Origin of the sequence: Bradyrhizobium sacchari (assembly GCF_002068095.1) — a bacterium.
In the GTDB taxonomy this organism is placed as follows: Bacteria; Pseudomonadota; Alphaproteobacteria; order Rhizobiales; family Xanthobacteraceae; genus Bradyrhizobium; species Bradyrhizobium sacchari.
On record NZ_LWIG01000007.1, the window covers coordinates 778,724 to 800,502 of the forward strand.

Here is a 21,779-nt window from a genome sequence, read left to right on the forward strand (position 1 = left end):
CCAGAAGACGAATGCTCACTCGATGAAAGTGGTGGGCCTGGGAAGACTTGAACTTCCGACCTCACGCTTATCAAGCGCGCGCTCTAACCAACTGAGCTACAAGCCCCTAACGCATATCCCGTTAAGGACCCCGGATCCTGCCGTTGCAGGCCCAGCGCGTGTTCGTCCGCGAAGAAAGAGAAACGAAGACGGCGAAATCCCGCCAATGCAGCTCAACGATCTGGCGATCTGTTGGCCACTGATGTTTCTAAAACGATCCGATAGTGAGCGTGAGCTCGCTGAAGGATCATCCTTAGAAAGGAGGTGATCCAGCCGCAGGTTCCCCTACGGCTACCTTGTTACGACTTCACCCCAGTCGCTGACCCTACCGTGGCCGGCTGCCTCCCTTGCGGGTTAGCGCACCGTCTTCAGGTAAAACCAACTCCCATGGTGTGACGGGCGGTGTGTACAAGGCCCGGGAACGTATTCACCGTGGCGTGCTGATCCACGATTACTAGCGATTCCAACTTCATGGGCTCGAGTTGCAGAGCCCAATCCGAACTGAGACGGCTTTTTGAGATTTGCTAGGACTTGCGTCTTCGCATCCCATTGTCACCGCCATTGTAGCACGTGTGTAGCCCAGCCCGTAAGGGCCATGAGGACTTGACGTCATCCCCACCTTCCTCGCGGCTTATCACCGGCAGTCTCCTTAGAGTGCTCAACTAAATGGTAGCAACTAAGGACGGGGGTTGCGCTCGTTGCGGGACTTAACCCAACATCTCACGACACGAGCTGACGACAGCCATGCAGCACCTGTGTTCCAGGCTCCGAAGAGAAGGTCACGTCTCTGCGACCGGTCCTGGACATGTCAAGGGCTGGTAAGGTTCTGCGCGTTGCGTCGAATTAAACCACATGCTCCACCGCTTGTGCGGGCCCCCGTCAATTCCTTTGAGTTTTAATCTTGCGACCGTACTCCCCAGGCGGAATGCTTAAAGCGTTAGCTGCGCCACTAGTGAGTAAACCCACTAACGGCTGGCATTCATCGTTTACGGCGTGGACTACCAGGGTATCTAATCCTGTTTGCTCCCCACGCTTTCGTGCCTCAGCGTCAGTATCGGGCCAGTGAGCCGCCTTCGCCACTGGTGTTCTTGCGAATATCTACGAATTTCACCTCTACACTCGCAGTTCCACTCACCTCTCCCGAACTCAAGATCTTCAGTATCAAAGGCAGTTCTGGAGTTGAGCTCCAGGATTTCACCCCTGACTTAAAGACCCGCCTACGCACCCTTTACGCCCAGTGATTCCGAGCAACGCTAGCCCCCTTCGTATTACCGCGGCTGCTGGCACGAAGTTAGCCGGGGCTTATTCTTGCGGTACCGTCATTATCTTCCCGCACAAAAGAGCTTTACAACCCTAGGGCCTTCATCACTCACGCGGCATGGCTGGATCAGGGTTGCCCCCATTGTCCAATATTCCCCACTGCTGCCTCCCGTAGGAGTTTGGGCCGTGTCTCAGTCCCAATGTGGCTGATCATCCTCTCAGACCAGCTACTGATCGTCGCCTTGGTAGGCCATTACCCTACCAACTAGCTAATCAGACGCGGGCCGATCTTTCGGCGATAAATCTTTCCCCGTAAGGGCTTATCCGGTATTAGCACAAGTTTCCCTGTGTTGTTCCGAACCAAAAGGTACGTTCCCACGCGTTACTCACCCGTCTGCCGCTGACGTATTGCTACGCCCGCTCGACTTGCATGTGTTAAGCCTGCCGCCAGCGTTCGCTCTGAGCCAGGATCAAACTCTCAAGTTGGACTTGAACTTTGAACCGGCTGATCACAACGTTTGACGAGGTCCCACCATTATCGACCGAAGTCGATGTGCTGCCTGCGATTCACATCGCTGGCAACGATGGTGTTTCCTTTGAAACGTGTACCGCCGAAGTCTTTCGTCCGGTCTCGATCAGAAAAGCCGAAGCTTTTCAGAAGCGAGACCCGCAAGGACTCCGCCGTCCACGTTTCTCTTTCTTCATCTTCACTTGTCAAACAGCCCGGAGCCGGAGAGGCTCCAACCTTCCTGAGAGGAAGGGTTCCGACACCCTTACCGACGATGGATGAACTCCAACCGACTGGTGTCGGCTGTTGTGTCACTCAACAAGGTGAGGAGCATCAGTGGCGCGTTCGCTCGCCTTGGTCAGTGACCCGGCGGCGCCGCGCTCAGTGGTTGGGGTTATAGGCCCCACCTTCCGGGCTGTCAACGCCAATCGTCAACAAATCGTCGCACAGTGGATTGGCAAAAAAATTCAAGTGATTCCAAGCCATTAGGAGGCCGCAGAACGCGCGGGATGGAGCCGCGCCGCAAAAAATCTGAAAAAAAGTTTGGGTCCCAGGGGGCTCGGGAGGGGCTCCTGAGGGGGGCTGGAGGCGGCCCCAGGCGCCCCGCCCCAAAGCCCCGGCGCCCGGCCGTTCAGGAAACTTTTTCGATATTAGGCGCCGTACTTGAGCCACAATCCCGCGGCGTTCTGATAAGAGACAAGCTTGAATCGCAGGGATGCCAGTGGGGGCTGCCTGCGATTTGCGTGGGGTCAGAGGAAGGCGATCATACCGATGAAGCGGCCTTCTTCAGACATTCGAGAGACATCGAGAGATCTTTTTCCGCTTAGCTGTTCGTAATTTCGGCCGGCCCGTCATCGGGGCCTTCTGACCGCGGACGCCTGTGCGGCTTGCCCGTTTCTGCGATGCCCCTCGAAGAGGGTGACCAGGAAGGGGCTCGAAACCTGGCTGGCATGGGCCTGCTGGTATAGGCCTCTTGGGTCGTTGATTGGGGGACTTGGGTTGAACCACAGGACGTCACGCGGCGCTTATGGGCGTGAGACCGGGATCATCGATCTCGGCCACGAGCCGCCGTTGTCCGTCGATGGTTCCGAAGCTGCCGTCATCGATCGCCGTCGCGTCTCGGTACAATGGTTCAGCGGTACAATTCTGACCGGACTTTGCGGCGCAGCCCTGATCGGCGGCGCCGTTTTCGCGTCTCTGGACGGCGAGATGACCTTCGCCAAGGTTCCGGAACGGGTCGAAGGCGCGCTGCGGGGTGCGTTCGGCGCAGCTGATCGCGCCGCGACGCTGCACAAGAGCGATCGTCTCCCGCCGCCCAGCGAATCCACCGCCTCGCGCAACATCGTGCGCGTCTCGACGGTCGCCCGCGTCGGCAACCGCGACGTGATGCGGGTGCGCCCCTTCGTGCGGATTGCCGGCAATCTGTCGATGACGACGAGCGACCTGTCGGCGAAGATTCCGCCTTTCAACGCCCAGCGTCTTCTCACCGACGTCGGTTCCGATCCGAAGACGGCGTCGGACGATCCGAACAATCCCGAAGCCGTCGAGCCCGACGCCGAGGTCTCCTTCGTGACCAAGGACCTGTCGCCGGTGCTGCCGAAGGCCAAGATTTCCGCGCTGGTGGCGCTCGACGACATCCTGATGCGGGTGCGCGATGCCGCCAACTGGCGCGGCAATGGCGGGGTGCGCTACGCCTCGCTCGCCAATGCCGCCGCCGACGTGTCCGGCGCGACCGGCCCGTCCGACATCAAGATGGCCTACGCCACCGAGGTGTCACCATCTGATCCCTATGCCGGCTTCGAGACGCGTGTGGTGCCGGAAAACGTCACGCTGCTGCCGAAGACCAAGGAACAGATCACCGGCGGCAATCCCAACGGTGAACGCGTCCATCTGGTCAAGAAGGGCGACAGCGTCGGCTCCGTGCTGCGCGATCTCGGCGCCACGGCCGACGAGATCAAGGCGATCACCGCGACGCTCGGCCCCCGCGGCCGCGACGGCGGCCTGAAGGAAGGCGAGAAGCTCCGCATCCTGATGGCGCCCGCAAGCCCCGGCGCCCGGCTCCAGCCCTATCGCGTCGTGGTTGCAAACGACACCATGGTCGAGGCTATCGCGGCCTTGTCCGATCTCGGCAAATACGTCGCGGTCGACGTCTCCAGCATGAACACCGTCGCGGACGCCACGACCAACGCCAACAGCGACGACGATGACGACGATGACGGCACCGGCGTCCGGCTGTACCAGAGCATCTACGAGACCGCGATGCGCAACAAGGTCCCGATGCCGGTCATCGAGGACATGATCAAGATCTACTCCTACGACGTCGATTTCCAGCGCAAGGTGCAGCCGGGCGATTCCTTCGACGTCTTCTATGCCGGCGAAGACGAGGGCGTGACGTCGAGCGAAAAGAACGACGTGCTGTTCGCTTCCCTCACGGTCGGCGGCGAGACCAAGAAATACTACCGCTACCAGAGTCCCGACGACGGCGTCGTCGACTACTATGACGAGACCGGCAAGAGCGCGAAGAAGTTCCTGGTCAGAAAGCCCGTCAACAACGCCATCATGCGCTCCGGCTTCGGCGGCCGCCGCCATCCGATCCTCGGTTATGTGAAGATGCACACCGGCGTCGACTGGGCCACCGCCTACGGCACGCCGATCTTCGCCTCCGGCAACGGCGTGATCGAAAAGATCGGCACCGAGGGCGGCTACGGCAAATATGTCCGCATCAAGCACAATAACGGTTACGAGACGGCCTACGGCCACATGTCGGCCTACGCCAAGGGAATGGAAGCCGGCAAGAAGGTCCGCCAGGGCCAGGTCATCGGCTTCGTCGGCTCGACCGGCGCGTCGACCGGCCCGCACGTGCACTACGAAATCCTGGTCAACGGCCGCTTCGTCGATCCGCTGCGCGTGAAACTGCCGCGCGGACGGTCGCTGGAAGGTCCGATGCTCGCAGGCTTCGAGAAGGAACGCGACCGGCTCGATGGCATGATGAGCGGCCGTGGCGGCGCCATCGCGCGGATATCGGATGCAACGGGTGGACCGTTGCAGGTGACGAACCGCTAAGTCGGTAACCGCCCGACACCGTCCGGACATCTTCAAACACGATCGAATCGGACGCTGCGAAGCGTGGCCGCTTCACGGCGCCACAATTTCAAGTTTCGTTTGCCAAAGCCGCATGACGGGCGAATACTTTCCAAAAAACGGGAGGTCTCGCCATGAAGAACAGGCTCGCCTGCGCGGCCCTGATTGCTGCGGTTTTCTCGATTCCGAGCGCATCCGCGGAAAACTGGGAGGTGACTAGGCTCGTTCCGGGCTCGGCATTCCACGGCGTGCACGGGCTCGGGATCGACAAGGCCGGCCATTTGTTTGCCGGCAGCGTCGCGGGCGCAATGCTCTACGAGGTCGATATCGCCAGCGGTACCGCCAAGGTTGCAATCCCCTCGCCCATCGGGATGGCCGACGACATCGCGTTCGCGCCCGACGGCACGATGGCCTGGACCGGCTTCCTGACCGGCGATCTCTATTCGCGCAGGGCGGACGGCCCAATCAAGAAGCTCGCTTCCGGGCTCCCGGGCATCAACTCACTCGCGTTCCGCAAGGACGGCAGGCTCTATGCCACGACCGTCTTCCTCGGCGACACCCTCTACGAGATCGACGTCGAGGGCGTCAAGCCGCCGCGCCAGATCATGGAGAAGATGGGCGGTCTCAACGGTTTCGAGTTCGGTCCCGACGACAAGCTCTACGGTCCGCTCTGGTTCAAGGGACAGGTCGCCAGGGTCGACGTCGACAAGGCCGAGCTGACCGTCGTCGCCGACGGCTTCAAGGTGCCGGCCGCCGTGAATTTCGACTCCAAGGGCAACCTTTTTGTGGTCGACACCGCGCTCGGCCAGCTCGTGCGGGTCGATCCCAAATCGGGCGCCAAGACCATGGTCGCGCAGCTGAAGCCGTCGCTGGACAATCTCGCCATCGACGACAAGGACCAAATCTACGTCTCCAACATGGCCGACAACGGCATTCAGCAGGTCGATCCGGCGACCGGACAGGCCAGACAGATCATCATCGGCAGGCTCGCTTTGCCTGGCGGCATCAGCGTCACCTCGGAGAATGGCAGGGACACCATCCACGTCGCCGACGTGTTTGCCTATCGCACGGTGGACGGTGCAACCGGCGAGGTCAGCGAGAAGGCGCGCATGCACGCCGCCGGCGTCACACTCGAATATCCGATGAGCGCCACGGCGAAGGGAAACGACGTGGTCCTGTCGAGCTGGTTCACGGGCACGGTGCAGGTGATCGACGGCAAGACCAGCACGACGCGCGACATGCTGCACGGCTTCAAGGCGCCGCATGACGCCATCGTGCTCGCGGACGGCAGCATCCTGGTGGCCGAGCTCGGCACCAAGTCGCTGGTCCGCGTCAGCGGCGAGCACGGCAAGGATCGCACCACGCTGATTGGCGGCCTTGAGGGACCGGTCGGGCTCGTTGGTGGGAAAGCCGACGAGGTCTATGTCACCGAGGCCTTTGCGGGCGCCGTCTCCCGAATCGACAGCAACGGCGAGAAAACCGTGCTCGCCAGGGAGTTGAAGATGCCCGAGGGTATCGCACGCGGCAGCGACGGCAAGCTGATCGTGGCGGAGGTGGGCGCGAAGCGATTGATCGAGATCGCGCCAGACACCGGCAAGGTCACCGAGATCGCGGCCAATCTTCCGATCGGCCTGACAGGCGCGCCGGGCGGCCTGCCGACGCATATTCCGACTGGCGTGGCGATCGGCGCGACGGGGGTTATCTACTTCAGCTCGGACGTCGAGAACGCGATCTACAAGGTAGTGAAGAAATAAGTCGCGGGCGCGTTAAAGCCCTGTCCGTGTCTCTTTCAAACACCCCCTTTCACGTGCAGCGCGTCAAAATTGTAGTCACGCGATTGATTCCGGTAAGGATGCACCGCCGGGACTGCGCGGTCTCCCACCGGCATCTGCCCCCCAGCGCAGGCCGGTCTGCCAGTCGCGGAACCGACACGATGGCCATTTGGTTGAGATGCACGGTGCAGCGGCAAAGGGATGAAGCCATGCAGCCTTTGACACGAGAGGACGTCATCAAGGCCGTCAGCGGAGCTGACGACCTGACCATCGCCAGCATCATTGGCACCGGTGCCACCATCGACGAGCTCGCCGAAGCCCAGGCCTGGCTCGCCAATGACGAACCCATGATCAACGATTTGCGGCCACTGGCGCAGGGACGGGTACGCGAGCTTGTCGATATCCTGTCGGAGCTCGAAGAGGACGACGACGAGGTTGGACCGGCTGAGCCCGACTCCGCCTCTGCAACAGGCTAGGATCTGACTAAAATGATCCGCCCCGGAGAGGCAGGCCTCTCCGGGGCGGTAGTCGTTTTCACGTCGCGATGACGCTCAGTTCAGCTTGCGCTTCGAGACCGGCGCCTCGAACGGGGCGATCTCCGCGGTCTGCGGGGCCTTGCCGTTGAAGGTCAGCACGTTGCCTTCGGAGGAAATGGCCACCGTATCGCCGTCCCTGACGTCGCCGGCCAGGATCATTTCGGCGAGCGGATCCTGCAGGTAGCGCTGGATCACCCGCTTCAGCGGCCGTGCGCCGTAGGCGGGATCCCACCCCTTGGACGCGAGCCAGTCGCGGCCGGCGGCATCGAGGCTCAGCACGATCTTGCGATCGGTCAGCAGCTTCTGCAGCCGGGCGAACTGGATCTCGACGATCCGGCCCATCTCGCTCTTTTGCAAGCGGTGGAACAGGATGATCTCGTCGACGCGGTTGAGGAATTCGGGGCGGAAATGCGCCCGCACCGTTCCCATCACCTGCTCGCGCACGGCAGACGTATCCTCGCCCTCCGGCTGGTTCACCAGGAATTCCGAACCGAGGTTCGAGGTCATGATGATCAGCGTGTTGCGGAAGTCGACCGTGCGGCCTTGGCCGTCGGTCAGGCGGCCGTCGTCGAGCACTTGCAGCAGAACGTTGAAGACGTCCGGATGCGCCTTCTCGATCTCGTCGAACAGCACGACCTGATAGGGTCGGCGTCTCACCGCTTCGGTGAGCGCACCACCCTCATCGTAGCCGACATAGCCCGGAGGCGCGCCGATCAGCCGCGAGACCGAGTGCTTTTCCATGAACTCGGACATGTCGAGGCGGACCATCGCGGTCTCGTCGTTGAACAGGTACTCGGCCAAGGCTTTGGTCAGCTCGGTCTTGCCGACGCCGGTGGGGCCCAAGAACATGAACGAGCCTGTGGGGCGGTTCGGGTCCTGCAGGCCCGCGCGCGAGCGGCGCACGGCGGTTGCGACCGCGCGCACGGCCTCCGCCTGGCCGACGACGCGAGTGCCGAGCTGCTCCTCCATCTTCAGGAGCTTCTCCTTCTCGCCCTCCAGCATCTTGTCCACGGGCACGCCGGTCCAGCGCGAGACCACCTGTGCGATATGGTTGGCGGTGACCGCCTCCTCCATCATCTCACTGGTGCCTTCACGCGCCTCGATGTCGGCGAGCTTCTTCTCGAGCTCCGGAATGCGGCCATAGGCCAGCTCGCCGGCCTTCTGGAATTCGCCGCGCCGCTGCGCATTGGCGAGCTCGACGCGAAGTGCGTCGAGCTCGGCCTTCAGCTTCTGGGCGTTGGAGAGCTTGTTCTTCTCCGCGCTCCAGCGCGACGTCAGCGCCGCCGACTTCTCTTCCAGCTCAGCCAGCTCCTTCTCGAGCGATTCGAGACGGGTCTTGGAACCGAGATCGCTTTCCTTCTTGAGCGCCTCCTGCTCGATCTTGAGCCGGATGATCTCACGGTCGAGCGTATCCAGTTCCTCCGGCTTGGAATCGACCTGCATCTTCAGCCGCGCCGCGGCTTCGTCCATAAGATCGATCGCCTTGTCGGGCAGGAAGCGGTCGGTAATGTAGCGGTTGGACAGCGTCGCGGACGCCACCAGCGCGGAATCGGTGATGCGCACGCCATGATGCTGCTCGTACTTGTCCTTCAGGCCGCGCAGGATCGAGATGGTGTCCTCGACCGAGGGCTCGCTGACGAAGATCGGCTGGAAGCGCCGCGCCAGCGCCGCATCCTTCTCGACGTGCTTCTGATACTCGTCGAGCGTGGTCGCGCCGATGCAGTGCAGCTCGCCGCGGGCGAGCGCCGGCTTGAGCAGGTTGGAGGCGTCCATCGCGCCGTCGCCCTTGCCGGCGCCGATCAGCGTGTGCATCTCGTCGATGAACAGGATGAAATTGCCCTCGCTCGCGGTCACCTCCTGGAGGACGGACTTCAGCCGCTCCTCGAACTCGCCACGGTATTTGGCCCCCGCGATTAATGCGCCAAGGTCGAGCGACAGCAGCTTCTTGTCCTTGAGGCTCTCCGGCACATCGCCGTTGACGATGCGCAGCGCGAGGCCCTCCGCGATGGCGGTCTTGCCGACGCCGGGCTCACCGATCAGGACGGGATTGTTCTTGGTCCGGCGCGACAGCACCTGGATGGTGCGACGAATCTCCTCGTCGCGGCCAATGACCGGGTCGAGCTTGCCGTCGCGCGCCGCCTGGGTCAGGTCGCGGGCATATTTCTTCAGCGCGTCATAGGCGTTCTCGGCGGTCGCCGAGTCGGCCGTGCGCCCCTTGCGCAGCGCCTCGATCGCCGCGTTGAGGTTTTGCGGGGTGACGCCGCCCTTATTGAGGATCGCGCCGGCCTCGCTGGTCTTCTCCAGCGTGAGGCCGAGCAGCAGCCGCTCGACGGTCACAAAGCTGTCGCCGGCCTTCTCGCCGGCCTTCTCAGCGGCGTCGAAGGTGCGCGCGAGCTCGGGCGCCAGATAGATCTGGCCGGCACCGCCGCCACTGACCTTCGGCACCTTGTTCAGGGCGTCCTCGGTCGCCTTCAGGATCGCACGGGAATTGCCGCCGGCGCGGTCGATCAGACCCGAAGCGAGCCCCTCATTGTCGTCCAGGAGGACCTTCAGCACGTGCAGGGTGGAAAACTGCTGGTGCCCCTCACGCACCGCGAGCGACTGCGCGGACTGGATGAAGCCCCTGGAGCGTTCAGTATATTTGTCGATATTCATCTTTTCTTTCCCTCGGCCTGCCCCTGGGGCCCTCTAAGGCACCCCAATTGGCATCTTCATTGGGTTTCCGATTACCGCATTGACGTTTCTCAACCGGTAACGGTCATCGTGAACCGGCGTGGCCGCCAGCCTGAGGGAGATGTGGGAAGCGGGTTGCGGATGCGAAAGAGGCGACTTCACAATTTCGTGCGGTGATCCGCCGACTTGGCACCAGCAGATCGAATCCCCTAAGTAGCGGCATGACAACCAGCCAAACTGCCGAGATTACCGGGCTCTACCGCTATCCGATCAAGGGCCTGACACCGGAGCCCCTCTCCCGCGTCCACTTGCGGCGAGGGGAAACCCTGCCCGCCGACCGCCGCTACGCCATCGAGAACGGCCCGAGCGGCTTCGACCCCGAGGCGCCCGAATGGAAGCCGAAAATCCAGTTCCTGATGCTGGCGCGCAATGAGCGCCTAGCCTCCCTCGACAGCCGCTTCGAGGACGCAACCAACCGCCTGACCATCCGCAAGGACGGCCAGATCGTCGCCAGCGGTGATCTCGAGACGGCCGCCGGGCGCGCCGCCATCGAGAGCTATTTCACCGAAAATTTCCAGCCGGAGCTGAAGGGCCCGCCAAAGGTCCTGTCCGGCCGCGGCCACAGCTTTTCCGACGTCGCCCGCAAGGTCGTGTCCATCATCAATCTGAACAGCGTCCGCGCCATCGAGGCCATGCTCGGCGGCACTGCCGTGCATCCGCTGCGCTTCCGCGCCAATCTTTACGTGAAAGGCTGGCCGGCCTGGTCGGAGCTCGACCTCGTCGGCCAGACGCTCGCGATCGGCGAGGCCCGGCTGAAGGTGGTCAAGCGGATCGTTCGCTGCCCGGCCACCAATGTCGATCCCGTGACCGCCAGGCGCGATCTCGAGATCCCGCCGACGCTCTCGCGCCATCTCGGTCATATGGACTGCGGCATCTATGCCGAGGTGATCGAGGGTGGTGAGATCGGCGTCGGCGATGCGGTTGCGGTCGAAGAGCCGAGATTGGTGTGAGCTTGCGCGGGCTCCACGCACTCCGTCATTGCGAGGAGCGAAGCGACGAAGCAATCCAGAACGATTTCCGCGGAGGGATTCTGGATTGCTTCGCTTCGCTCGCAATGACGACGGCGACGATCAGTTCGGCATCACATACGCATAGATCCGGCCGCGCGAGACCGGCGCTTCGCGAACGCGGTTGCCATTGTTGCCGGAGATCATGATCGGATTGCCCTGCGCATCGATGCCCGTGATGATGCCGACATGGCCGCCGCGCCGACCGCGCGACATCACCGCGATGGCGCCGACCTGCGGGCCGGACACGCGCGTGCCGTAGCGCGCGAACGAGCTCGCCATGTCGGAGCCGGTGCCATGATGGCCGGTGTGCTCAAGCACCATGTTCATGAAACGCGCGCACCACAGGCTGCCGCGCCCGGTCGGATTGCCACCGAGATAGCGGCGCGCCTCGGACACGAGGCCTGATCCTCCAGCGAAGCCGCCGCCCATGCCCGCGCCGCCGGCACTGGCATTCGGATTGTAGCTGGCCTGGGTGTCCGCAAAGCCACTCGCCTGCAACTGCGCCCCGCTGCGCTCGAAGCGCGAGCTGCGCGCATGATGGCGGTAATGATGATGTCTGGCATGGTGCACGTAAGCGTGCCGCTCTGCGCTATGACGATGATGCGGCCGCGCCGAGGCCGGAGAAACGAATGCGGCAACCGCCGCGAAGAAAACCGCCAGCGCGACGACACAACGCGACAGGCGGAACGCAAACAACTCAAACATTCTTCATCCTTCGTTGACACCCCTCTTCCCGTCGGCCCGTGCGGTGGCCGACATCCGCCGGGGCGTAAAGCTTCCGGATGTGGCGAGAAAAAGACGCCACGCAGGTGAATAGCTGCGATGATCTTGCGTCAATGCTGGTGCGATGCTGCCGCATTGCGGACACCAACATTAACTGCGATCCTGCAAAGCGGCTTGAAGAGAGGGAAACGGTTAATGCCCCACGCCACGACCAGGGATGACGTCCGCATCTATTTCGAAGAGGCGGGCCAGGGAACGCCGATTATTTTTCTGCACGAGTTCGCGGCCGACTACACCAATTGGGAGCCGCAGATGCGCTACTTCTCGCGCGGCCACCGCTGCATCACCTATTCGGCGCGCGGCTACACGCCGTCGGACGTACCTGATGGCGCGGTCTACACCTACACGCATTTCTACACCGATGCGCTTGCCGTGCTCGACCATCTCCGAATCGAGCGCGCGCATCTCGTCGGACTGTCGATGGGCGCCTATTCCTCACTGCAGATCGGCTTGAACGCGCCGCAGCGCGCGCTGTCGATGACGCTGGCCGGCGTCGGCTCCGGCTCGGAGCTCGAGAACCTCGATGTCTGGCGCAAGCAGTGCCGTGCCAACGCGGAGCAGTTCGAGACGCTGGGCTCAGCCGAAGTCGCCAAGATCACGCGTGAGGCGCCGAGCCGAATTCCCTTCCTGGTGAAAGATCCGCGCGGCCACGCCGATTTCTACGCCGCGCTGGCGCGCCACGATGCGAAGGGTTCGGCCAACACGATGCGCGGCTTCCAGGGCGGCCGGCCCTCGATCTACACGATGACGGATTCGGTCAAGAAGGTAACAACGCCCGCGCTGATCATCTGCGGCGACGAGGACGATCCGTGCATTGGAGCGAGCCTGTTCCTGAAGAAGCATCTGCCGGCCGCAGGGCTCGCGATGTTTCCGAAGTCGGGCCATGTGCTCAATCTCGAGGAGCCGGCGTTGTTCAACGAGAGCGTGGAGCGGTTCGTGACGCTGGTAGAGGCTGGACGATGGCCGGCGCGTGATCCGCGGTCGCTCGCGTCGCATTAAGGCGACGCCGTCACCACACACTCCGTCATTGCGAGCGTCGCGAAGCAATCCAGAATCCCTCCGCGGAAAGCTGGATTGCTTCGCTATGCTCGCAATGACGCCGACGGCGTCACTTTCCCCCGCCACGCGTCAGCAGAAACACGCCCTGCTCGCCGAACATGTTCCACACCCACCAGGGCAGGTTCAGCGGCACCGGGCGGCCATAGAGATCGAGCGCCACCGAGCGCTCCATCTTAACGTTGATCGCATCGCAGAGCTCGACGAAATCCTTGATGGTGCAGAAATGGATATTGGCGGTGTCGTACCAGGNNTGTGACCGCCGATCAGCAGCTGCAGCCGCATCTTCCAGAAGCCGAAATTCGGGAACGACACGATGGCGCGGCGGCCGATGCGCAGCAGGTTCTCCAGCACGACCTTCGGCTGCCGCGTCGCCTGGAGCGTCTGCGACAGGATCACGTAGTCGAAGGCATCATCGGGATAGTTGACGAGGTCGGTATCGGCGTCGCCCTGCACCACCGCGAGGCCCTTGGCGACGCAGCGGTTGACGCCCTCGCGCGACAGCTCGATGCCGCGGCCGTCGATGCCGCGGGCCTCGAGCAGCTGAAGCAGGTCGCCGTCGCCGCAGCCGACGTCGAGCACTTTCGAGCCCGGCTTGACCATCTCGGCCACCAGCAGATGATCGGCGCGAACCTGGCCGGGCTGCCCGGCCGCAACGCCGCCCAGCGGCAGCACTTCCTGCACTGACATCCTAGCCACCATTGCCATTCAGTCCGCGCGCCTTGCCGGCCGATTGCAGGAAGGCGCGGGAGATGTCGAAGAACTCGGGCACGTCGAGCAGGAAGGCGTCATGGCCGCGATCGGTCTCGATCTCGGCAAACGACACCCGCGCGCTCGAGGCGTTCAGCGCATGCACCAGCGCGCGCGATTCCGAGGTCGGAAACAGCCAGTCGCTGGTGAAGGACACGACGCAGAAGCGGGTCTGGATGCCAGCGAACGCCGTCGCCAGCACGCCGCCATGGTCGGCGGCGATGTCGAAATAGTCCATCGCGCGCGTCAAATAGAGATAGGAGTTGGCGTCGAAGCGCTCGACGAAGGACGAACCCTGGTAGCGCAGATAGGATTCGACCTGGAAGTCGGCGTCGAACGAGAAGGTCGGCAGCTCGCGATCCTGCATGCGCCGGCCGAACTTCCGATGCAGCGCGGCGTCGGAGAGATAGGTGATGTGGGCCGCCATCCGTGCCACCGCGAGGCCGCGATGCGGATGAATGCCGCGATCGGCGTAGCCGCCATTGTGCCAGTCGGGATCGGCCATCACGGCCTGACGGCCGAGCTCGTGAAACGCGATGTTCTGTGCCGAGTGCCGTGTCGAGCAGGCGATCGCCAGCGCGGAGAACACGCGGGCAGGATAGGCCGCGGTCCATTGCAGCACCTGCATGCCGCCCATGGAGCCGCCGACCACCGCGAACAGCGTTTCGATGCCGAGCCGGTCGATCAGCATCGCCTGCGCGCGCACCATGTCGGGAATCGTGATCACGGGGAATTCCAGACCCCACACCTTGCCGGTGGCGGGATTGATCGACGCCGGCCCGGTCGAACCCATGCAGCCGCCGATCACGTTGGAGCAGATGATGAAGTACCTGTCGGGATCGAGCGGCCGGCCCGGCCCGACCAGGGTCTCCCACCAGCCGGGCTTGCCGGTGACGGGATGCACATTGGCGACGTGCTGGTCACCGGTCAGCGCATGACAGATCAGGATTGCATTGGAGCGGTCGGCATTGAGCTCGCCATAGGTCTGGTAGGCGATTTGGAACGGCGAAAGGTCGACGCCGCAATCGAGCGGCAACGGCTGGTCGGCGGCGAAATACGCGACCTGCGAGCTCGGATGATCCACCTCATGCGAGCGATCGTCGGCACTGATCGCGGGACTCGGAATCGACTTGACGCCAACCATCTGACCATCGACCTCGTTTGCGATCAAACCTCGGACCGCATTGACATCAGGCCATGAAAAACCCGGCCTGAACGATAGGTTCGGCCGGGATCGGAAGCGTCCCCGGCCTGTTTAGCGAGTTTTTTAACGTGGCTGCAAGCCGGCCGGCTCAAATGACCACGGAACAGGCAAAAACCTACCGGCTTGGGCGGTTTTCGTCAAGTCGCGGTCCGGATCAGCCAAATTCGTCCCTGCCTCGCCGGCCCAACAGGCCGTCATTTCTCTTTGCTTTCGTCGCCCTGACTGCCTAATCAGGACGTCGATCGCAGCGGATCGGACCTTACCAGTCTCTTTGGCCGGCCCGCATTGGAACGCCTCTCAACAGTCCTGTCAGATATGTCCCAACGTCCGCCCGCGCCACCATCATTGCAGGAATTGCGCAAGGAGATCGACGCGATCGACGAGGGCATGCATCGCCTGCTGATGCAGCGCGGCGACATCATCGACCGCCTGATCCAGGTGAAGCAGACCCAGGAGGTCGGCTCGGCGTTCCGCCCGGCGCGCGAGGCCTCCATGATGCGCGAGATCGTGCAGCGTCATCGCGGCATCCTGCCGCTCGACACCGTCGAGAGCATCTGGCGCGTCATCATCTCGACCTTCACCTACGTGCAGGCCCCGTTCTCCGTGCACGCCGACATCTCGGTGAGCGAGCCTGCGATGCGCGATTCCGTGCGTTTCCATTTTGGTTTCACGGTACCCTACGTCGCGCATTTCAGCGCGCAGGCCGCGGTCGAAGCGGTGGCGAAATCCAAGGGCGATCTGGCCCTGGTCTCGGCAACGTCCAGCCGCACGCCGTGGTGGCTGGAGCTGGAAGCAGCAGGCGCACCGAAGATCATCGCGCGACTGCCCTTCGTCGAGCGTGCCGACCACCCGGCCGCGCTGCCCGTGTTCGCGATCTCGCGCGTCGCCGACAGCGCCCTGGTGACGGAGGTCGAGACCTTCAGCGTGCGCGTGTCAGGGTGGAATGCCGAGATCGCGCGGGCGCTGTCGCCGCTCGCCGACATCGTGGCGGTGCCCGATACCGCCTTCGACGGAGCCGCGCTGCTGATCTCGGTCACCAGCGCAAGCAGCATCGACAAAATCAAGGCTGCCCTGATCGAGGCGGGAGCCTCGGTGCGCTCCACGGCCCTCGTCGGCAGCCACGCAACGCGCTATACGGTGGCCCCGACCGGGCCAAAATCGTAAATCGCGTACCGCCTAAAGCCTATCCGGAGTTGAAGATGTCCCGCCCCGTGCCGAACCCCGGCATTCTCGATATTGCGCCCTACACGCCCGGCAAGAGCCCGGTGCCGGAGCCGGGCCGCAAGGTGTTCAAGCTCTCGGCCAACGAGACGCCGTTCGGGCCCTCGCCCAAGGCGATCGAGGCCTTCAAGCGCGTGGCGGATCATCTGGAAGACTATCCGGAAGGCACCTCGCGCGTGCTGCGCGAGGCGATCGGCCGCTCTTTCGGTCTCGACCCCAACCGCATCATCTGCGGCGCCGGCTCGGACGAGATCCTCAACCTGCTCGCCCACACCTATCTCGGCCAGGGCGACGAGGCGATCTCGACCACTCACGGCTTCCTGGTCTACCCGATCGCGACCATGGCGGTCGGCGCCAGGAATGTGATTGCGGAGGAGACCAACCTCACGTGCAACGTCGACGCCATCCTGAAGGCGGTGACGCCGAAGACAAAGCTGGTCTGGCTCGCCAATCCGAACAACCCGACCGGCACCTATATCCCGTTCGACGAGGTCAAGCGTCTGCGCGCCGGCCTGCCCTCGCACGTTCTGCTGGTGCTGGACGCCGCCTATTGCGACTACGTCTCGCGCAACGATTACGAGATGGGCATCGAGCTCGTCGCCACCACCGAGAACACGGTGGTGACGCACACTTTCTCCAAGATCCATGGCCTTGCCGCGCTGCGCATCGGCTGGATGTTCGGGCCCGAGCACATCATCGACGCGGTCAACCGCATCCGCGGTCCCTTCAACGTGTCGACGCCGGCGATGTACGCCGCGGTCGCCGCGATCGAGGACACTGCGCATCAGGCGATGTCGAAACAGTTCACCGAGACCTGGCGCAACTGGCTGACGGAGGAAATCGGCAAGCTCGGCCTGAAGGTGACGCCGAGCGTCGCCAATTTCGTGCTGATCCACTTTCCGACCGACAAGGGCAGGAGCTCGGACGACGCCGACGCCTTCCTCACCAAGCGCGGCCTCGTGCTGCGCGCGCTGAAGAACTACGGGCTGCCGCATTCCCTGCGCATGACCATCGGTACCGAGGAGGCCAACCGCCTCGTCGTCGATGCCTTGCGCGACTTCATGGCCGGCAAATGAGCACGAACCCGCACTTCCAGCGCGTCGCGCTGATCGGCTTCGGCCTGATCGGCGGCTCGATCGCGCGCGCTGCGAAGCTTCAGGGCTTAGCCTCCGAGATCGTCACCACCGCGCGCTCGGAGAAGACGCGCGCGCGGGTCATCGAGCTCGGCATCGTCGATAAGGTCGTCGCGACCAATGCGGAGGCCGTAAAGGACGCCGATCTCGTCATCCTCTGCATTCCCGTCGGCGCCTGCGGGCCCGTCGCGCAGGAAATTGCTGCGCACCTCAAGCCCGGCGCAATCATCTCGGACGTCGGCTCGGTCAAGGGCGCGGTGGTGAAGGACATGGCGCCTCATCTGCCGCAAGGCGTTCATTTCGTGCCGGCTCATCCGGTGGCGGGCACCGAGCATTCGGGCCCGGATTCCGGCTTCGCCGAGCTCTTCATCAACCGCTGGTGCATTCTCACGCCACCGGATGGGACCGACGCCGGGGCCGTCGCTCACTTGCGCGCCTTCTGGGCGGCGATGGGCGCCAAGGTCGAGGTGATGACGCCGGATCATCATGATCTCGTGCTCGCGATCACCAGCCATTTGCCGCATCTCATCGCTTACACCATCGTCGGCACTGCCGACGAGCTGGCGCAGGTGACGGAATCGGAGGTCATCAAGTTCTCCGCCGGCGGTTTTCGCGATTTCACCCGCATCGCGGCGTCCGATCCGACCATGTGGCGCGACGTCTTCCTCGCCAACAAGGAGGCCGTGCTGGAGATGCTCGGCACCTTCACCGAGGATCTCGCCAAGCTCACCCGCGCCATCCGGCGCGGCGACGGCGACGCGCTGTTCGATCACTTCACCCGCACCCGCGCCATCCGCCGCGGCATCGTCGAGATCGGCCAGGATTCGGCGGCAGCCGATTTCGGCCGCCAGCACGGGCAGCTCGAGAAGAAGCCGTAGCTCCTGTCATTCCGTCGTCATTGCGAGGAGCTCCTGCGACGAAGCAATCCAGACTGTTTCCGAGGTGAAAGTCTGGATTGCTTCGCTTCGCTCGCAATGACGGCGGCATCAATACAGCGGCGGGATCTGGCCGACCTTGATCGGGCCGAGCAGCACCGCGCCGTCGACGAACTTCAGCGGGAAGCTGCGCGCCTTCTTGCCCTCGAGCGTGCTCTCGGTGCCGATCGAATTGATGCCGGCGGCAACGCCGGCATTGGCGTTCTGCTTGATGACCTTGCCGAGGCCGGGAACGGCGCGGTCGAGCGCGCCGAACAGATTGTTGAGATCCTGCGACTTCACGCCGGGCGCGACGCGATCGAGCGTTGCCTGCGGCACGCCCTCTTCCAGCATCTTCTCGATGCCGAGCGCCGGGATCACGCGCTCGAGGCCGGTCACCGTCATCTGTAGCTCGCCGTCGAGTCGGCCATTGGCCGAGAGGCCAAGCGTGCCGGCCGCGACCGCGATCATCTCGCCCTGCTGGATCCGCGACTGCACGATCTCGATATGGCCGCCGGCGGCCTGGATCTCGCGGAAGCGCTGCGGCCAGGGCTTCGGCGTGAGGTCGGAGAGGCCGGTGACCTTGGCGCGCGTGTCGGCCTCGAACGGCTCGGCGAGCAGGGGATGAACGCCCTGGACGCTGCCCTGCGCGACGTGGAGCACGGTCTCGATGACGGGATGATCGGCCGGCGAGCCGTCCGCGAGGCGGCCATGCAGTTCGACCTGCTTGGCGCGCGCGAGCGGCACCTGCACGCTGCCGTCCAGCCGGTTGATATTGGGATCGTCGAACACGAGGGAGGCGCGCTCCGGCACGGCCGGCAGGCCGAAGACGCTGCTGCGGCCCTTGCTCCAGTTCACCACGAAGGTGCTTTGCGTGACGCCGTCGGTCAGCGTCGCCGGCGCTGAGAATTCGGCGATGACGCGCTTGGGATCGTAGACCTGCGCGACCACCAGGATGTTGTCGAGCTTGGCCGTGAACGGCGTCTTGCTGGCGTTCTGCGAGACCAGGGCGACGCTGGCGCCTGAGCACTGGACCTCGAAGCGGAACGGGAAGCCTGCGATCGAGCGTTTGGCGCAATCATAAATGCGGCCGGACTTGGCCTCCTGCGCGCGCCAGGCGTCTGCGGCGACTTCTGCCTGCGACGCGGCATAGAACCAGAAGCCAGTCCACGCGAGGGCAAGGATCAGCAGGAGGACGGGTGCGATGAAAAGGCCCCAACGGGAGCGGCGGCCTGTGGCAACGGTCGTATCGGACATGCGGCGACCCTTTGGCCCCAGATTTTGTCAAATGTAAGCGAGGTTCGGCCGCCCCGAAAGGCTGAGAATCCGCTTCGCTTGGGGCCCTCATTCTGGTAGCCGTGCCCGAAATGTCGGAAATCACCCTCCCCTCCGTCACCACAGCCAAGGGCGACCTCTGGGTGTTCGGCTACGGCTCGCTGATGTGGCGACCGGGCTTCGAATTCGAGGAACGCGTCCCGGCGCGGCTGGTCGGCGAGCACCGCGCGCTCTGCGTCTATTCCTTCGTGCATCGCGGCACGCCGGAAAAGCCGGGCCTGGTGCTCGGGCTCGACCGCGGCGGCGCCTGCCGGGGCATTGCCTTCCGTGTCGCTGAAAAGAACCGCGCCGACGTCGTCGCCTATTTGCGCGAACGCGAGCAGGTGACGTCGGTCTATCGCGAGGTGATGCGCTCGGTGTGGCTGGAGAACGATGCGCGCCAGCGCGTCTCCGCGCTTGCCTATGTGGTCGACCGCGGCCATGTGCAATATGCCGGCCGGCTGTCGCTCGCCGACCAGCACCGCCATGTCGTCCAGGGCCACGGCCAGTCCGGCGCCAACCGCGACTACGTGACGGCAACGGTGAAGGCGATCGAGGCCGAAGGCTTTCGCGACACGCAATTGCATCAACTCGCGACCATGCTGCATGGTGATGCCCATCCCCTGCACGCGCCGGCGCCTGAGGATCGAGAGAGCCGCTAAAGCGCGATGAGATTTCGATGAATCGTCATCGCGCTTTAGGTCGTTGTTTGCGCATGATCTTTCCGGAAAACCGCTTCGCACTTTTCCGGATCATGCTTTAGCTCTCCGACGGCGCGTAGCTCGGCGCGCTGCCGATCAACCGCTCCTGCTCCCTGCGGCCCGCCTCGACGAGGCAACCTGTCGCCTCTTCGATGACCGTCTGCACGCGGGAGAGAAACTCGTCCTTAGGCAGGCCGGGCGGCAACGGATCGAGGAACTCGACCACCAGCGTGCCGGGATAGCGCATGAAGGTCCGGCGCGGCCAGAACAGGCCGGAATTGAGCGCGACCGGCAGGCATTGCACGCCGCAGGACGAATAGATCTGGGCGAAGCCGGTCTTGTAGTCGGGCGGAGCGCCCGGCGCACGGCGCGTGCCTTCCGGAAAGATCACGAGCTGCTTTCCGCTGCGGACCGCCTCGCGCGCGCGCCGCGTCATGTCGAGCAGCGCCTTCACGCCGGCATTGCGATCGATCGCGATCATCCCGGTCTTGACCAGGAACTGGCCGAACACCGGAATCTGCAGGAGCTGGCGCTTGAGGATGAAGATCGGGCGGTGGAAGAAACCCGGCAGCACGAACGTTTCCCAGAACGACTGGTGCTTGGCGGCGATCACCAGCGGTCCCTGCGGAATCTTCTCGACACCGCGGAATTCCACCTTGATGTTGCAGATCACGCGCATCAGGACCAGCGTCGCCTTCGCCCACCATCCGGCGACCGTGAGCATGGCACGCGGCGGCAACGCGAAGGTCGGCAGCGCCACAAGCGCAAGGCACACCAAGACGGTGTAGAACAGCACGTTGAACACGAGCGAGCGCAGGAAAATCAGAAGCATCGACGATCCGATTAATTTGCCGATCAATTCGCCTGGGCGGTGGCGGGCCGCCTCGGCTGCTGACCTGCAGGCTGCTCCGACATCTCGGGCGAAAGGTCAATCCCGAAATCCTCCAGCCGCACCCTGAGTTCGGCCGCGATGTACTTGACGTATTCGGACAGGAGCAGCCGCAGGGTCGACGCCGAGGTCCACCACGGCTCCTCGCGCCATTTGTCGCCGACCACCGCGAATGGGATCAGCGTCGTTTCCGGCATCGCATGCGAGAATTCCACCAGCGCGCGCGGCATGTGATAATTCGAGGTGACCACGATCAGCGACTTGAACCGTCTTCCCTCGGCCCAGCGCCGCGCTTCCGCGGCGTTGCCGCGGGTCGTCAGCGCGGAGCGGTCGAGGTCGACGCAGCAGGTCATGAAGGACTGGTTCTCCGGCAAGGTCCGCGAGATGTCGCTCGCTGTCGAGGTCGGATGCACGCCGGAGATCAGCAGCCGCTTGCCATAGCCGGCGGCCAACAGCTCCATCGCGTCCGACACCCGCGAGGAGCCGCCGGTCAGGACCACGATGCCGTCGGCCTTGCGATCCGGCGCGATCTCGGCGCCGCGCATCTGCGACAGGAACCCGACGAAGCCCGCCGCCGCGCCGACGAAGGCGAGCGCGATCATCGATACCACGGCCGCGCGCAGCCAGCCGCGCGGCAGTTTCGGCGATCGATCGTCGGTCAGCGAGGTCATGCGATGTCGGTGATCCCTTCCCTGGACGATTTTAGGACGTTTTGAGGCGAAGTGGAATCCGGTGGCGCGCTCCCTCGCCCCGCTTGCGGGGAGAGGGCTGGGGTGAGGGGGGCTCTCCGCGGGGACGGTGGCAGTTGGACTCGCGGAGAGTCCCCCTCGCCCGGAATCCCCGCTTGCAGCGCGCATTCCGGCCTCACCCCGCAA

General features: G+C 63.8%; 15 protein-coding genes, 1 tRNA gene, 1 rRNA gene, 2 pseudogenes and 1 riboswitch. Of the genes and pseudogenes, 9 read left to right on the forward strand and 10 right to left on the reverse strand.

Annotation, left to right across the window (positions count from 1 at the left end; genetic code table 11):
• Nucleotides 1-29 precede the first annotated feature (29 nt).
• Together A5906_RS10140 and A5906_RS10145 are read right to left on the reverse strand one after the other, a co-directional pair.
• Nucleotides 30-106: transfer RNA gene (locus A5906_RS10140), tRNA-Ile, on the reverse strand.
• Between the two features lie 190 nt (nucleotides 107-296).
• Nucleotides 297-1,785: ribosomal RNA gene (locus A5906_RS10145) — 16S ribosomal RNA — on the reverse strand.
• 1,021 nt (nucleotides 1,786-2,806) lie between these two features.
• Here A5906_RS10145 and A5906_RS10150 point away from each other — a divergent pair.
• From A5906_RS10150 to A5906_RS10160, 3 genes are all read left to right on the forward strand, one after another.
• Complete coding sequence (locus tag A5906_RS10150; RefSeq protein ID WP_080135035.1) at nucleotides 2,807-4,870, forward strand: M23 family metallopeptidase; 2,064 nt, start codon at nucleotides 2,807-2,809, stop codon at nucleotides 4,868-4,870.
• Between the two features lie 152 nt (nucleotides 4,871-5,022).
• The gene (locus tag A5906_RS10155; protein ID WP_080135036.1) at nucleotides 5,023-6,642 is read left to right on the forward strand and encodes a Vgb family protein; all 1,620 of its coding nucleotides are present in this window, start codon (nucleotides 5,023-5,025) and stop codon (nucleotides 6,640-6,642) included.
• Nucleotides 6,643-6,869: 227 nt separating this feature from the next.
• On the forward strand, nucleotides 6,870-7,136 hold the full coding sequence (locus A5906_RS10160) for a hypothetical protein (RefSeq protein WP_080135255.1): 267 nt from the start codon (nucleotides 6,870-6,872) through the stop codon (nucleotides 7,134-7,136).
• Nucleotides 7,137-7,211: 75 nt separating this feature from the next.
• On the opposite strand, the gene clpB is transcribed toward A5906_RS10160, so the two are convergent.
• Complete coding sequence (gene clpB / locus A5906_RS10165; RefSeq protein ID WP_080135037.1) at nucleotides 7,212-9,851, reverse strand: ATP-dependent chaperone ClpB; 2,640 nt, start codon at nucleotides 9,849-9,851, stop codon at nucleotides 7,212-7,214.
• A gap of 239 nt (nucleotides 9,852-10,090) precedes the next feature.
• Here clpB and A5906_RS10170 point away from each other — a divergent pair, with 239 nt between their 5' ends.
• Entirely contained in the window at nucleotides 10,091-10,879 is a 789-nt protein-coding gene (locus A5906_RS10170) for an MOSC domain-containing protein (RefSeq protein ID WP_080135038.1), read from the forward strand.
• A 120-nt stretch (nucleotides 10,880-10,999) separates the two neighbouring features.
• On the opposite strand, the gene A5906_RS10175 is transcribed toward A5906_RS10170, so the two are convergent.
• The gene (locus tag A5906_RS10175) at nucleotides 11,000-11,644 is read right to left on the reverse strand and encodes a TIGR02594 family protein (protein WP_080135039.1); all 645 of its coding nucleotides are present in this window, start codon (nucleotides 11,642-11,644) and stop codon (nucleotides 11,000-11,002) included.
• 213 nt (nucleotides 11,645-11,857) lie between these two features.
• On the opposite strand from A5906_RS10175, the gene A5906_RS10180 reads away from it, so the two are divergent.
• Entirely contained in the window at nucleotides 11,858-12,721 is an 864-nt protein-coding gene (locus A5906_RS10180) for an alpha/beta fold hydrolase (RefSeq protein ID WP_080135040.1), read from the forward strand.
• A 109-nt stretch (nucleotides 12,722-12,830) separates the two neighbouring features.
• Here A5906_RS10180 and A5906_RS44190 read toward each other — a convergent pair.
• From A5906_RS44190 to metX, 3 genes and pseudogenes are all read right to left on the reverse strand, one after another.
• Nucleotides 12,831-13,030, reverse strand: a pseudogene (locus tag A5906_RS44190) (methionine biosynthesis protein MetW); the annotation flags it as partial.
• 2 nt (nucleotides 13,031-13,032) lie between these two features.
• A pseudogene (locus A5906_RS10185) lies at nucleotides 13,033-13,486 on the reverse strand (methionine biosynthesis protein MetW); the annotation flags it as partial.
• Nucleotides 13,470-14,672, reverse strand: a complete 1,203-nt coding sequence (metX, locus tag A5906_RS10190) for a homoserine O-acetyltransferase MetX (protein WP_080135256.1) — start codon at nucleotides 14,670-14,672, stop codon at nucleotides 13,470-13,472. The gene metX and the pseudogene A5906_RS10185, both read right to left, overlap by 17 nt.
• Before the next feature lie 90 nt (nucleotides 14,673-14,762).
• Nucleotides 14,763-14,842, reverse strand: a riboswitch (SAM riboswitch).
• A 205-nt stretch (nucleotides 14,843-15,047) separates the two neighbouring features.
• Between metX and A5906_RS10195 the strand changes: the two genes are divergently transcribed.
• From A5906_RS10195 to A5906_RS10205, 3 genes are read left to right on the forward strand one after another with little or no spacing between them, the layout of a single operon-like run.
• The gene (locus A5906_RS10195) at nucleotides 15,048-15,896 is read left to right on the forward strand and encodes a chorismate mutase (protein ID WP_080135041.1); all 849 of its coding nucleotides are present in this window, start codon (nucleotides 15,048-15,050) and stop codon (nucleotides 15,894-15,896) included.
• 35 nt (nucleotides 15,897-15,931) lie between these two features.
• Nucleotides 15,932-17,029, forward strand: a complete 1,098-nt coding sequence (gene hisC, locus A5906_RS10200; RefSeq protein ID WP_080135257.1) for a histidinol-phosphate transaminase — start codon at nucleotides 15,932-15,934, stop codon at nucleotides 17,027-17,029.
• Nucleotides 17,026-17,964: a prephenate/arogenate dehydrogenase family protein gene (locus A5906_RS10205; protein WP_080135042.1), complete on the forward strand. Its 939-nt coding sequence runs from the start codon at nucleotides 17,026-17,028 to the stop codon at nucleotides 17,962-17,964. Before hisC ends, A5906_RS10205 begins: the two co-directional genes overlap by 4 nt.
• A gap of 108 nt (nucleotides 17,965-18,072) precedes the next feature.
• Here the strand turns inward: A5906_RS10205 and A5906_RS10210 are convergent, their stop codons facing one another.
• On the reverse strand, nucleotides 18,073-19,257 hold the full coding sequence (locus A5906_RS10210) for a DUF2125 domain-containing protein (protein WP_080135043.1): 1,185 nt from the start codon (nucleotides 19,255-19,257) through the stop codon (nucleotides 18,073-18,075).
• Between the two features lie 110 nt (nucleotides 19,258-19,367).
• Between A5906_RS10210 and A5906_RS10215 the strand changes: the two genes are divergently transcribed.
• Complete coding sequence (locus tag A5906_RS10215) at nucleotides 19,368-19,976, forward strand: gamma-glutamylcyclotransferase (RefSeq protein ID WP_080135044.1); 609 nt, start codon at nucleotides 19,368-19,370, stop codon at nucleotides 19,974-19,976.
• Between the two features lie 97 nt (nucleotides 19,977-20,073).
• Here A5906_RS10215 and A5906_RS10220 read toward each other — a convergent pair whose 3' ends face one another.
• Both A5906_RS10220 and A5906_RS10225 read right to left on the reverse strand, forming a co-directional pair.
• Complete coding sequence (locus A5906_RS10220; protein ID WP_080135045.1) at nucleotides 20,074-20,847, reverse strand: lysophospholipid acyltransferase family protein; 774 nt, start codon at nucleotides 20,845-20,847, stop codon at nucleotides 20,074-20,076.
• A 23-nt stretch (nucleotides 20,848-20,870) separates the two neighbouring features.
• A complete protein-coding gene (locus tag A5906_RS10225) occupies nucleotides 20,871-21,575 on the reverse strand; it encodes a YdcF family protein (RefSeq protein WP_080135046.1) in 705 nt (234 codons plus the stop codon).
• Between the last annotated feature and the right edge of the window lie 204 nt (nucleotides 21,576-21,779).